The sequence below is a fragment of the Streptomyces sp. TBY4 genome, from assembly GCF_024213195.1.
Classification (GTDB): domain Bacteria; phylum Actinomycetota; class Actinomycetes; order Streptomycetales; family Streptomycetaceae; genus Streptomyces.
Map to the genome: position 1 here is coordinate 30,434 of NZ_JANAVF010000023.1, position 12,109 is coordinate 42,542.

Below are 12,109 nucleotides of genomic sequence, written 5' to 3' on the forward strand. Positions count from 1 at the left end.
TTAGCTCCAGCGGAAGTGGCACCCAGGGAGTGCTCAGTGATCGGTGTGACGTCTTGGGCCGGCGTGGTCATCTTCCGGCCGCTCCCACGCCCAGGCGGCTGGTGTCTGCCGTCTGCCCGGGCCCTTCGGTGACTGCCGCGGCGACCCCGGAGAAGCTCAGCCTCAGAGCTGCCAGCATAGCGAGCACGGTGGCGACGGAGCCGAGAGCGTAGGCAACGATCACGCGCGTGGCCACATCTCCCGGCAGCAGCGTGATGCCCGCCAGGACCGCAGTACCGATCGCCCAGGAGAGCAGCTGAAGGTTGTGCCGCTTGAGGACCATGAGCGCCTGTCCGAGGACCATCGCGAACATGTACGCCACGGTTCCCGCGGACATCAGGAAGAAGTCGAAGCAGCCCAGCCTCGGCTTGGCGCCGAAGAGCACCTCGATCAGCCACGGGCCGAGCACGGTCGCGGGCACCCCGCCGAGCAGGCCGAGCCCGCCGACGACCAGCCCGATCCGGCGCAGCATCGCCCAGAACGCGTCCCGGTCGCCTGCCGTGAAGGCCGCGGTGAGGCCGCTCAGGAGCGAGGCCTGGAGCGAGCCGAAGACGAAGAGCGGCACCCGTGCCAGGACCAGCGCGCTCAGCAGCGCCGCGATCAGGACGCTGTCGGCGGGGGCCAGCAGTTTGGTGCTCAGGACCGCCGCGTTGACGACGGCCTGGGACAGCAGGGTCGCGCAGATCAGCAGGCCCAGGCCGTTGCACAGCTCCCGCCAGGCGATCGACTCGCCGGGGCCGACCGCGCGCAGCAGCGTCGGCAGGGTGACCAGCGTCGCGGCGACGGGCGCGAGAGCCAGAACCAGACTGAAGGCGAGGGCGGAGTGCAGACCGAGCAGCGCGCAGCCGAAGGCGAGCACGATCCGCAGGCCGCCGTCGACGGCGAGCTGGGTGCCGTACGCACCGAAGTGGCCGAGCCCGGCCAGGAGGCCGCGCGTGAGATAGCAGACGGCCATGCCCGCGAAGGCACCGCCGAGCGCCGCCACCAGGGCACGGTCGCCCTGGAAGAGCAGGTCGGCGATCGGGCCCGCGCCCAGGCCCAGGACGAGCAGGGTTCCGCCGAGGATCGCCGTGGTCAGCAGGGTCGCCCGGCGCAGGACCGGGGCGGTCCCCTGCCCGAGGACCACACGCGCGGAGACGATGCGGGTGAGTTCCTGCTCGATGGGGAAGAAGACGCCGATGCCGATGGACATCACGATCGTCCACAGCACCGAAACGTTCGCCATGTCCTGCTCGGACAGGCTGTGACCCGCCACGCCCAGATGGACGTAGGAGGCAGCGCCAAGCACGACGGTGCCGCCGGCCACCGCGAGGGTGCCCGACGGCAGCGCCGCAGTCAGCTTGTTCAGCAGGGTCCTCATCCCGCTCGGCCGTCCCGGGCTTGGGTGGCCAGCGCGGAGAAGACCGGGGTGCCGACGGCTTCGGCGAGCTGCTCCCGCCAGTCGGCGAGGGGCGGCAGACCCGCTTCGGCCCAGCGGTCGTGCGCGAGCACGCTGAACGCCGGGCGGACCGCGGGCCGCACGAACGCCTCGGAGGTGGTCGGACGGATCCGCTCCGGATCCAGCCCGCCCAGGCGGTAGGTCTCGCGTGCCAGGCCGAGCCAGGTCGTCCGGCCGCTCGCGGTGCCGTGATAGACGCCACCCGGGGCCCGGCCCTCCAGGGCGGCCAGACCCAGCTCGACCAGCCGGCGGGCCAGCGCGTAGGACCAGGTGGGCTGGCCGTGCTGGTCGTCGACGACGTCGAGAGTGTCCCGCTGGGCGGCCAGCTTCAGCATGGTGGCGACGAAGTTCGGGCCGTGCTCGCCGTACAGCCAGGCGGTACGGACGACGTAGCCGTCCTGCGGCAGCAGCTCGGCGACGGCCTGCTCGCCGACCAGCTTGGTCCGCCCGTAGGCGTTGACCGGGCCGGTCTCGGCGTCCTCGGCGTACGGCTGCGCGGCGTCGCCGGGCAGCACGTAGTCGGTGGAGACGTGCAGCAGGCGGGCACCGGCCGCGGCGCAGGCCCCGGCCAGGACGCGTACGCCGGTGCCGTTGACGGCGGTGGCGGCCTCTTCGGCGCTCTCGGCGCCGTCCACGTCGGTCCAGGCTGCGCAGTTCACGACCACGGCCGCGCCCTCGACGGCGGCCCGGACGGCCGCCGGGTCGGTGATGTCGAGGTCGGCCCGGCCGAGGCCCGCAGCCTCGATCCCGGCGTCCTTGAGGACGGCCAGGACGTCCTGGCCGAGCATGCCGGCGGCGCCGGTGACGATCCAGCGCGCGCCGACGGAGCTGTCGGTTACCCCTGCGGCGCTCACTTCTGCAGCGCTGCCTTGGCCTTCAGCGGCTCCCACCAGGCGCGGTTCTCGCGGTACCAGGCGATGGTCGAGGCGATGCCTTCCTCGAAGGTGACCTGCGGGGCGTAGCCGAGCTCGGAGCCGATCTTGCTGATGTCGATGGAGTAGCGCAGGTCGTGGCCCTTGCGGTCCTGGACGCGCTCGACCATGTCCCAGCCGAGGCCGGCGGCCTCCAGCAGGACGCCGGTGAGCTCCTTGTTGGTGAGCTCGACGCCGCCGCCGATGTTGTAGACCTCGCCGGCGCGGCCCTTGCGCATGGCCAGGTCGATGCCGCGGCAGTGGTCGGAGACGTGCAGCCAGTCGCGCACGTTGCCGCCGTCGCCGTAGAGCGGGACCTTCTTGCCGTCCATCAGGTTCGAGACGAACAGCGGGATGACCTTCTCCGGGAACTGGTAGTGCCCGTAGTTGTTGGAGCAACGCGTGACGACGACGTCCATGCCGTGCGTACGGGCGTAGGCCAGCGCGAGGAGGTCGGAGGAGGCCTTGGAGGCGGAGTACGGGGAGTTGGGCACCAGCGGCCACTCCTCGGTCCAGGAGCCCTCGGTGATCGAGCCGTACACCTCGTCGGTGGAGATGTGGACGAAGCGGCCGACGCCGTGCTTGCGGGCGGCGTCCAGGAGGACCTGGGTGCCCACCACGTTGGTCATCACGAAGGGGCCCGCGCCGGCGATCGAGCGGTCCACGTGGGACTCCGCCGCGAAGTGCACGACGACGTCGTGGCCGGGCATCACCTGGTCGACGGCCTCCGCGTCGCAGATGTCGCCCTTGACGAAGGCGTAGCCGGGGTGGTCCGCGACCGGGGCGAGGTTGGCTTCGACGCCGGAATACGTCAGCTTGTCGAAGACGGTGATCTGGGCCGAGGGGTCCGAACCGAGCTGCTGGCGGACGAATTCTGAACCGATGAAGCCGGCGCCGCCGGTCACAAGGATGCGCATAATACAAACAGTCTAGCGTTCCGCCCACACATTCCCGGCCGCCCGCCCGCAGCGTCACCGGCCCCGAACTCCCACCCCCGGCGCTCTCGCATAGGGTTGGGCCCATGCGTGGAATTCTCTTGGCCGGCGGCACCGGATCCCGACTCTGGCCGCTGACGCGGGCAGTGTCGAAGCAGCTGCTGCCCGTCTTCGACAAGCCGATGATCTACTACCCGCTCTCGACGCTGGTCATGGCCGGGATCAGCGAGATCCTCGTCATCACCACTCCGGACGACCGCGACCAGTTCGAGCGGCTGCTCGGCGACGGCTCGCAGTTCGGCATCCGGCTGGAGTACGCGGTCCAGGAGCGCCCCGAGGGCATCGCCCAGGCCTTCGTGCTCGGCGCCGACTTCATCGGGGACGACTCCGTCGCCCTGATCCTCGGCGACAACATCTTCCACGGCAGTGGCCTCGGCACCCGCCTGGCCGAGCACACCGGCTCCAAGGGCGGCCGGGTCTTCGCGTACCCGGTGGCGGACCCGACGGCGTACGGCGTGGTCGAGTTCGACGAGAACGGCCAGGCCATCTCCATCGAGGAGAAGCCGGTCAAGCCCAAGTCCCGTTACGCCGTGCCGGGCCTCTACTTCTACGACAACCAGGTCGTGGAGATCGCCCGCAACCTGAAGCCCAGCGCCCGCGGCGAGCTGGAGATCACCGCCGTCAACGACGCGTACCTCCAGGCCGGTGAGCTGAATGTCACCATCCTGGACCGCGGTACCGCGTGGCTGGACACCGGCACCTTCGTCTCGATGGTGCAGGCCTCCGAGTTCGTCCGCGTGATCGAGGAGCGACAGGGCTTCAAGATCGGCTGCATCGAGGAGGCCGCCTGGCGTGCGGGCCTCATCGACTCCGCGCAGCTGCGCGCGCTCGCCGAGCCGCTCACCAAGAGCGGTTACGGGGACTACCTGATCGGCCTGCTCGAAGAGGAGGCCTCCCGGTGAAGTTCCGCGAGCTCTCCATCGAGGGCGCATTCGAGATCACGCCCCAGCAGCACGGCGACCCCCGCGGCATGTTCATGGAGTGGTACCGCTTCGACCGCCTCTCCGAGGTCGTCGGGCACCCGCTGAACCTGGCGCAGGCGAACATGTCGGTCTCCCAGCGCGGTGTGGTGCGCGGCATCCACTTCGCCGACGTGCCGCGCGGCCAGGCCAAGTACGTCACCTGCGTACGCGGCGCCGTGCTCGACGTCATCGTGGACCTGCGGGTCGGCTCGCCGACCTTCGGCCGCTGGGAAGGCGTCCGCCTGGACGACGTGGACCGCCGTGCGGTCTACATCCCCGAGGGCATGGGCCACGGCTTCTGCGCGCTGACCGACGACGCCACGCTGTCCTACCTCTGCTCGGAGACGTACAACCCGACGGGCGAGCACTCCGTGCACCCGCTCGACCCGGACCTGGGCATCGACTGGCCGGCGGACGTCCCGCTGCTGTCCGCCCGTGACGAGGCCGCCCCGTCGCTGGCCGAGGCCATCGCCTCGGGACTGCTGCCGGAGCACGCCGCCTGCATCGAGTTCACGGAGTCCCTGCGGGTCGGCTGACCGCCGCCGCGCACGAAGCTTCGTACGGAAGAGGGCCGCACCCACCAGGGTGCGGCCCTCTTCGCGTGCCCGGCGCAGGACGCGGGGCGCGTACGGACGACGAAGGGCCCCTTCCCCGTCGCGTGAACGACGGGGAAGGGGCCCTCCTGTCAAACATGGTGCCCGCTTCAGCGAGCTACCAGGTCAGAGCACGAATTACTTCGTGATCTTGGTGACCTGGCCGGCGCCCACGGTACGACCACCCTCACGGATGGCGAACTTCAGGCCCTCCTCCATGGCGACCGGCTGGATCAGCGCGACCGTCATCTCGGTGTTGTCGCCCGGCATGACCATCTCCGTGCCGGCCGGCAGGGTGACAACACCCGTGACGTCGGTGGTACGGAAGTAGAACTGCGGACGGTAGTTGTTGAAGAAGGGGGTGTGACGGCCACCCTCGTCCTTCGACAGGATGTAGGCCTGGGCCTCGAACTCGGTGTGCGGGGTGACCGAACCGGGCTTGATGATGACCTGGCCGCGCTCGACGTCCTCGCGCTTGATGCCACGGAGGAGCAGACCGACGTTCTCGCCCGCCTGGCCCTCGTCGAGCAGCTTGCGGAACATCTCGATACCGGTGACCGTGGTGGTGGTCTTGGTCTCCTTGATACCGATGATGTCGACGGTCTCGTTGACCTTCAGGACACCACGCTCGATACGACCGGTGACGACGGTGCCACGACCGGTGATCGTGAAGACGTCCTCGACCGGCATCAGGAACGGCAGGTCGGTGTCACGCGGCGGGGTCGGGATCGCCTCGTCGACGGCAGCCATGAGGCCGAGAAGCTTCTCGCCCCACTCCTTGTCGCCCTCGAGCGCCTTGAGCGCCGAGACGCGGACGACCGGAAGGTCGTCGCCCGGGAACTCGTAGTCGGAGAGGAGCTCACGAACCTCGAGCTCGACGAGCTCCAGGATCTCCTCGTCGTCCACCATGTCGGCCTTGTTCAGGGCGACGACGATGTAGGGGACGCCGACCTGGCGGGCCAGGAGCACGTGCTCCTTGGTCTGCGGCATCGGGCCGTCGGTGGCGGCGACCACGAGGATGGCACCGTCCATCTGCGCGGCACCGGTGATCATGTTCTTGATGTAGTCCGCGTGACCCGGGCAGTCGACGTGGGCGTAGTGACGCGCCTCGGTCTGGTACTCGACGTGCGCGATGGAGATGGTGATACCGCGCTGGCGCTCCTCAGGAGCCTTGTCGATCTGGTCGAAGGCCGAGGCCTCGTTCAGGTCCGGGTACGCGTCGTGCAGCACCTTGGTAATGGCGGCCGTGAGGGTCGTCTTACCGTGGTCAATGTGACCGATGGTGCCGATGTTGACGTGCGGCTTAGTCCGCTCGAACTTCGCCTTCGCCACGGGGTCCTCCTGGAGAGTGGTTCTGTACGCCTTACTCATCGGCGCCAGGTGATCTTTGCTGGAAAGCCGGTTCCCCGGGGCAACGGGAGGGTTGCTCCTGTTGCCCCAGAGGCTCCGGTGACAAGCCTAAAGCGTGTACTCGGAAGAGTTACTCGCCCTTGGCCTTCGCGATGATCTCCTCAGCGACGTTCCGGGGAACCTCGGCGTAGGAGTCGAACTGCATCGAGTAGCTGGCGCGACCCGAGGTCTTGCTGCGGAGGTCTCCGACGTAGCCGAACATCTCCGAGAGGGGCACGAGGCCCTTCACGAGGCGAGCACCGTGACGCTCCTCCATGGCCTGGATCTGGCCACGACGGGAGTTGATGTCACCGATGACGTCACCCATGGACTCCTCCGGCGTGGTGACCTCGACGGCCATCATCGGCTCGAGGAGCACGGGAGAAGCCTTGCGCGCGGCCTCCTTGAAGGCCTGCGAACCGGCGATCTTGAAGGCGAGCTCGGAGGAGTCGACCTCGTGGTAGCCACCGTCGAGAAGGATGACGCGGACGCCAGTCATCTCGTAGCCGGCGAGGATGCCGAACTTCATGGCTTCCTGCGCACCCGCGTCGACCGAGGGGATGTACTCCCTCGGGATGCGGCCACCGGTGACCTTGTTCACGAACTCGTACGCCGGACCGTCGGCCTCGAGGATCGGCTCGATCGCGATCTGCACCTTGGCGAACTGACCGGTACCACCGGTCTGCTTCTTGTGGGTGTAGTCGTGACGCTCCACCGTCTGGCGGATCGTCTCGCGGTAAGCGACCTGCGGCTTGCCGACGTTGGCCTCGACCTTGAACTCGCGCTTCATACGGTCGACCAGCACCTCGAGGTGCAGCTCGCCCATACCGCCGAGGATGGTCTGGCCGGTCTCTTCGTCCGAGTGAACGTGGAAGGAGGGGTCCTCCTCCGCGAGAGACTGGATGGCGACACCCAGCTTCTCCTGGTCACCCTTGGACTTGGGCTCGATGGCGACCTGGATGACCGGAGCCGGGAAGTCCATGGACTCCAGGATCACGGGTGCCTTGTCGTCACACAGCGTCTCACCGGTGGTGGTCTGCTTCAGGCCCATGACGGCGACGATGTCACCGGCGCCCACCGCTTCGATCTCTTCACGCTTGTTGGCGTGCATGCGGTAGATCTTGCCGATGCGCTCCTTCTTGCCCTTGACAGAGTTCAGCACCGAGGTGCCGGCCTCCAGGCGGCCCGAGTAAACCCGGACGAAGGTGAGCTTGCCGAGGTGCGGGTCGCGCATGATCTTGAACGCGAGCGCCGCGAGGGGCTCGTCGTCCGAGGGCTTGCGCTTCACGACGACCTCGGCGTCCTTGACGTCGTGGCCTTCGATGGCCTCGATGTCCAGGGGCGACGGGAGGTAGCGGACGACGGCGTCGAGCAGGGGCTGAACACCCTTGTTCTTGAACGCCGTGCCACAGAACACCGCGGTGACGGTGGCACCCTTGTCGCCCTTGGAGCCGATGATGATGCGACGCACAGCGGCGTGCAGCTGCTCGACGGTGGGCTCTTCGCCCTCGAGGAACAGCTCCATGATCTGGTCGTCGTTCTCGGCGACGGTCTCGACGAGCTTCGCACGCCACTCTTCAGCGGCTTCGGTGTGCGTGGCCGGGATGTCGACGATGTCGTACATCTCGCCCTTGGTCGCCTCGGCGGACCAGACGAACGCCTTCATGGTGACCAGGTCGACAACGCCCTGGAAGTCCATCTCGGCGCCGATGGGGAGCTGCATGACGATCGGAACCGCACCGAGGCGGTCCTTGATCATCTCGACGCAGCGGTGGAACTCGGCGCCGGTGCGGTCGAGCTTGTTGACGAAGCAGATACGCGGAACGCCGTAGCGGTCCGCCTGACGCCAAACGGTCTCGGACTGCGGCTCGACGCCGGCCACACCGTCGAACACGGTGACGGCGCCGTCGAGGACGCGGAGCGAACGCTCCACCTCGACGGTGAAGTCGACGTGACCCGGGGTGTCGATGATGTTGATGGTGTGGTCAACATCTTCGAGCGGCCAGTGGCAGGTGGTAGCGGCAGACGTGATGGTGATACCACGCTCCTGCTCCTGCTCCATCCAGTCCATCGTGGCGGCGCCGTCGTGGACCTCACCGATCTTGTACGACACACCGGTGTAGAACAGGATGCGCTCGGTGGTGGTCGTCTTGCCCGCGTCGATGTGGGCCATGATGCCGATGTTGCGCACCTTGGCCAGGTCAAGCGAAGTGGTAGCCATATCGGCTCAGTCTTCTCTCGGTCTCGATGTGGGTTCGGACTACCAGCGGTAGTGCGCGAAGGCCTTGTTGGACTCGGCCATCTTGTGCGTGTCCTCGCGCTTCTTGACAGCAGCGCCAAGACCGTTGGAGGCGTCGAGCAGCTCGTTCATGAGGCGCTCGGTCATCGTCTTCTCGCGGCGGGCGCGGGAGTAACCCACGAGCCAGCGCAGCGCGAGGGTCGACTGACGGCCCGGCTTGACCTCGATCGGCACCTGGTAGGTGGCGCCACCGACGCGGCGGGACTTGACCTCGAGGGACGGCTTGACGTTCTCGAGCGCGCGCTTCAGCGTGATGACCGGGTCGTTGCCGGTCTTCTCGCGGAGGCCTTCCATGGCGCCGTAAACGATGCGCTCGGCGGTGGAGCGCTTGCCGTTCAGGAGGATCTTGTTGATGAGCGACGTCACCAGAGGAGATGCGTAGACCGGGTCGATGATGACCGGGCGCTTCGGGGCGGGGCCCTTACGAGGCATTTTTTACTTCTCCTTCTTGGCGCCGTAGCGGCTGCGGGCCTGCTTGCGGTTCTTGACAGCCTGGGTGTCAAGCGCACCGCGGATGATCTTGTAACGAACACCCGGCAGGTCCTTCACACGGCCACCACGCACGAGCACGATGGAGTGCTCCTGCAGGTTGTGTCCCTCACCCGGAATGTAAGCGGTGACCTCGATGCCAGAGGTCAGACGCACACGCGCGACCTTACGCAGCGCCGAGTTCGGCTTCTTCGGGGTGGTCGTGAACACTCGCGTGCAGACGCCGCGACGCTGGGGCGAAGCCTCAAGCGCGGGGGTCTTTGTCTTCTCGACCTTGTCCTGCCGGCCCTTACGGACCAGCTGCTGGATCGTAGGCACTACTTCTCCGGTTTCTGTGTGCCGTGTAGTGAAGCTAACCTGGAACATTTGCCGACCCACGCGGTCGGGTGTGTCGGATCCGGCGGAGCTCCACGCAAGCGCGGAGACGCATGAATCGCGGTGGCCGATACGGCTCAAGTGCGGTTGATGGACACGCACAGGAGCCCAGGCACACCCCAGGCACAAGGTCTGAGCGTACCCACCGCATCCACTCCGGTCAAAACAAAAGCCCCGGTCCCGGGAGCCCGAAGGACCCTCCGGCCAGTCGCCACAAGGCCGAGGCCGGGATGCGGTCCCTCCGACGTGCGGACGTGGTGCGGGTGTGCTAAGCGGAGGGCGCCGTCCGCCCCGGCCGGGGGCTTCCAGTGGGGAGCGCGGGCGGGTTCCGGGGGTGTGGCCGGGGTGGCGGTCAGGGTGCGGGCGGGGCAGTCGGCGCGGGCGTGGCCGGCGGCGTTCCCGCGGTCACGCGCGCGGAGTCCCCGCGGTCAGTCCCGTGCGGTCCGGCGGCCTTCGGCGGGCGGCTCGGGGGCGGCGGCCGGGGCCGCGCCGGCCTCCTCGTCCTCCGCGGGCTCCAGGAACTGGCTCACCACCTTGACGAACACCGCGCGGCGCTCCTCCGGCACCCCGAGCCAGCGCGCGAAGTCCTCGATGGCGGGCCGCTGCCCGCCGGCCGGCAGCGGGAGCGGCGCCAGCGGGAGCTCCTCCGGGCTCACCCGGCCGGAGCGGATCAGCATGTCCCGCACGGAGACCCCGAGGAACGGAGCCATGCGCCGCATCGTTTCGAGGTCGGGCATGCTCTGCCGCTGCAGCAGCCGGGTCACCGCGGCGCGGTGCACGCCGGCCTCGTCGGCGATCCGGGACTTGCCTCCGCCGCGGGGGCTGTCGATGTCGTAGCCGCGCTGCCGCATCAGGTCTTCGACCCAGGCCGCGAACGCGTCCAATTCGCGAGTGCTCATGTGTCGCTCCTCAGTCCACCCATGGGTAGCTCACCCTAGCGTGCTTGCGCGCACAGAATCAGACCTTACACAGGGCATACGACATCCCCTCACAACATTCTTAATTGCGCGCCCGCGCGCAACGTGTCAGAGTGGCGGCCACGATCCGCCTGCCACCCGGCACCCGGCACCCGGCACGCGCCCCGTCGCCGCCCAGCTCCTCAGTCATGGAGTCGCCATGCCCTTCCGCACCCCGCCGCCCCGCCCCCGCGCAGTCCCGTGGCAGTCCGCCGCCGCCTGCGCCGGCCTTCCCCCGGCCGTGGTCTTCGCCCGCCGGGCCAAGGACGCCGCGCCCGCGCTGCGCGCCTGCGCCGCCTGCCCGGTCCGCACCGAGTGCGAGGAGGCCGTCGCCCCGGTCGAGAGCCGGTTCGACGGGGTCTGCGGCGGCCGGCTGTGGCGCAACGGCAGGCCGCGGACCGGGTACGGGACCGCAGCCGTGCCCGCAGCATCTGCCTCTGTTCGCCCCGCCGCCCTCCAGTTCTCCGGGAGCCCCTCGTGACCGACCGCGCCGCCGGCGACAGCGCCCTCTGGATCGCCGCCCTGATCCGCCAGTTCCCGGAGCTCTCGCGCGAGCTGGTGCCCGGCCGCTCCGGCCCCTTCGACTCGCGGCCCCCGGCACCGCCCCGCCCCGCGGCCGATGCCCGGATGCGCGAGGAGAAGGCGGAGGCCCTCCAGCTCCAGCAGCGCCACGGGCTGGCCGTGCCCGGTTACGGCGCCGCCCCCGTCCGCCTGCACGTCTCCGACACGATCCGCGACATCACCGACGGCGTGGTCGAACTGGAGGAGGCGGCCTGCGCCCGGCTGGGGGTACCCCGCCCGCGCGCCGCCGGCGTACCCGTGCGGCTGCGCCGCATCGCCGCGCTGCTGGAGGAGATCGGGGAGCACCCCGTACTGGCCCGGCACGTACGGGACGAGCTGCGCCGGATGGCCCGGCGCTGTGCCCGGGCCCTCGGGGACACCGAGCAGGTGGTGCGGGTGGCCGGCCGGTGCCCGTGGTGCGACTCCGTGTCCCTGCGCGCCTTCCCCGACCGGCGTGCGGTGCTGTGCGTGAACCCCGGCTGCCGCTGCACCGACGAGGAGTGCGGCTGCCGCGACGACCCCGCCTACCGCCACCTGTGGCCCGAGGGCGGGTGGGCCGTGCTGGCCGCCGCCACGGGCTGCCGTACGGACGAACTCGACGCCGCGATGGAAGGCACCGCCCCGTGACCCCCTCCTCCCCCTCCCCGCTGCCCGCGCTGGTCCCGGGCCCGCTGGCCGCCCGGGAGGCGGGGGTCGCCCCCGCCACGATCCGCAAGTGGGTCCAGCTCGGGCGGCTCGCGGCGGCGGGGCGGGCCGGTCGGGCGCAGCTGTTCCGGCTGGAGGACGTGTTCGCCGCCGAGCGCGCCGCCAGCCGCCGGCCCGCCCCACCCGCATAGCCCTGCCCTGCGCCACCCGCGCCGGTGCCCGGCCTCCCTCACGGGGGGGGGTGGGCACCGGCGCTTTCGCGTGCCGTCGACCGCGAGTTCCAGGGCCTCCGGCTTCCCCCCCCGGAGCCCCATGGATTTCGCAGAGATCGTCGTTTTAGTTGCGCGCGCGCACGCACCATGTCACAGTTGGTGCAGCGGCAGAGCTGCGCCCCACGGCGGGAACGCCGGGCGTCCGGCCTCCGCTCCGCGTCGGGCGGTGTCCGCCCCCGCCCCCC

The 12,109-nt window shown here is 69.6% G+C and carries 13 protein-coding genes; 5 read left to right on the top strand and 8 right to left on the bottom strand.

All coding sequences use genetic code 11. The annotated features are described in order from the left end of the window. Positions 1-67: 67 nt before the first annotated feature. Genes NLX94_RS35350 through rfbB form a run of 3 tightly spaced genes read right to left on the bottom strand, consistent with a single transcriptional unit; the run spans position 68 to position 3,305 of the window. Positions 68-1,399 carry a hypothetical protein gene (locus tag NLX94_RS35350; protein WP_254387369.1) on the bottom strand — a complete coding sequence of 444 codons (1,332 nt, stop codon included), beginning with the start codon at positions 1,397-1,399 and terminating at the stop codon, positions 68-70. Beyond that, a complete protein-coding gene (gene rfbD / locus NLX94_RS35355) occupies positions 1,396-2,331 on the bottom strand; it encodes a dTDP-4-dehydrorhamnose reductase (RefSeq protein ID WP_308402624.1) in 936 nt (311 codons plus the stop codon). Before rfbD ends, NLX94_RS35350 begins: the two co-directional genes overlap by 4 nt. Next, a complete protein-coding gene (gene rfbB / locus NLX94_RS35360; protein ID WP_254387370.1) occupies positions 2,328-3,305 on the bottom strand; it encodes a dTDP-glucose 4,6-dehydratase in 978 nt (325 codons plus the stop codon). Before rfbB ends, rfbD begins: the two co-directional genes overlap by 4 nt. Before the next feature lie 104 nt (positions 3,306-3,409). Between rfbB and rfbA the strand changes: the two genes are divergently transcribed. Further along, entirely contained in the window at positions 3,410-4,285 is an 876-nt protein-coding gene (gene rfbA, locus NLX94_RS35365) for a glucose-1-phosphate thymidylyltransferase RfbA (protein ID WP_254387371.1), read from the top strand. Further along, positions 4,282-4,881, top strand: coding sequence for a dTDP-4-dehydrorhamnose 3,5-epimerase (rfbC, locus tag NLX94_RS35370; RefSeq protein ID WP_254387372.1), 600 nt, complete (start codon positions 4,282-4,284; stop codon positions 4,879-4,881). The genes rfbA and rfbC overlap by 4 nt, the downstream gene beginning before the upstream one ends. A 195-nt stretch (positions 4,882-5,076) precedes the next feature. Here the strand turns inward: rfbC and tuf are convergent, their stop codons facing one another. From tuf to NLX94_RS35395, 5 genes are all read right to left on the bottom strand, one after another. Beyond that, positions 5,077-6,270, bottom strand: a complete 1,194-nt coding sequence (tuf, locus tag NLX94_RS35375) for an elongation factor Tu (RefSeq protein ID WP_254387373.1) — start codon at positions 6,268-6,270, stop codon at positions 5,077-5,079. A 148-nt stretch (positions 6,271-6,418) separates the two neighbouring features. Further along, entirely contained in the window at positions 6,419-8,548 is a 2,130-nt protein-coding gene (gene fusA / locus NLX94_RS35380; protein WP_254387374.1) for an elongation factor G, read from the bottom strand. Positions 8,549-8,587: 39 nt separating this feature from the next. Beyond that, on the bottom strand, positions 8,588-9,058 hold the full coding sequence (gene rpsG, locus NLX94_RS35385) for a 30S ribosomal protein S7 (protein ID WP_215023410.1): 471 nt from the start codon (positions 9,056-9,058) through the stop codon (positions 8,588-8,590). A 3-nt stretch (positions 9,059-9,061) separates the two neighbouring features. Next, complete coding sequence (gene rpsL, locus NLX94_RS35390) at positions 9,062-9,433, bottom strand: 30S ribosomal protein S12 (protein WP_007265893.1); 372 nt, start codon at positions 9,431-9,433, stop codon at positions 9,062-9,064. Between the two features lie 485 nt (positions 9,434-9,918). Then, positions 9,919-10,389: a helix-turn-helix transcriptional regulator gene (locus NLX94_RS35395; RefSeq protein WP_254387375.1), complete on the bottom strand. Its 471-nt coding sequence runs from the start codon at positions 10,387-10,389 to the stop codon at positions 9,919-9,921. Positions 10,390-10,606: 217 nt separating this feature from the next. On the opposite strand from NLX94_RS35395, the gene NLX94_RS35400 reads away from it, so the two are divergent. The 3 genes from NLX94_RS35400 to NLX94_RS35410 are packed head-to-tail and all read left to right on the top strand — an operon-like array spanning position 10,607 to position 11,843. Next, on the top strand, positions 10,607-10,927 hold the full coding sequence (locus NLX94_RS35400; RefSeq protein ID WP_254387376.1) for a WhiB family transcriptional regulator: 321 nt from the start codon (positions 10,607-10,609) through the stop codon (positions 10,925-10,927). After that, a complete protein-coding gene (locus tag NLX94_RS35405) occupies positions 10,924-11,634 on the top strand; it encodes a hypothetical protein (protein ID WP_254387377.1) in 711 nt (236 codons plus the stop codon). The genes NLX94_RS35400 and NLX94_RS35405 overlap by 4 nt, the downstream gene beginning before the upstream one ends. Further along, positions 11,631-11,843: a hypothetical protein gene (locus tag NLX94_RS35410; protein ID WP_254387378.1), complete on the top strand. Its 213-nt coding sequence runs from the start codon at positions 11,631-11,633 to the stop codon at positions 11,841-11,843. The genes NLX94_RS35405 and NLX94_RS35410 overlap by 4 nt, the downstream gene beginning before the upstream one ends. Positions 11,844-12,109 lie beyond the last annotated feature (266 nt).

Excerpts from the sequence above, each read along its gene's own strand:
- NLX94_RS35350 (WP_254387369.1), bottom strand. The coding sequence starts at position 1,399 with ATGAGGACCCTGCTGAACAAGCTGACTGCGGCGCTGCCGTCGGGCACC.
- rfbB (WP_254387370.1), bottom strand. The coding sequence starts at position 3,305 with ATGCGCATCCTTGTGACCGGCGGCGCCGGCTTCATCGGTTCAGAATTC.
- rfbA (WP_254387371.1), top strand. The coding sequence starts at position 3,410 with ATGCGTGGAATTCTCTTGGCCGGCGGCACCGGATCCCGACTCTGGCCG.
- fusA (WP_254387374.1), bottom strand. The coding sequence starts at position 8,548 with ATGGCTACCACTTCGCTTGACCTGGCCAAGGTGCGCAACATCGGCATC.
- rpsG (WP_215023410.1), bottom strand. The coding sequence starts at position 9,058 with ATGCCTCGTAAGGGCCCCGCCCCGAAGCGCCCGGTCATCATCGACCCG.
- NLX94_RS35395 (WP_254387375.1), bottom strand. The coding sequence starts at position 10,389 with ATGAGCACTCGCGAATTGGACGCGTTCGCGGCCTGGGTCGAAGACCTG.
- NLX94_RS35400 (WP_254387376.1), top strand. The coding sequence starts at position 10,607 with ATGCCCTTCCGCACCCCGCCGCCCCGCCCCCGCGCAGTCCCGTGGCAG.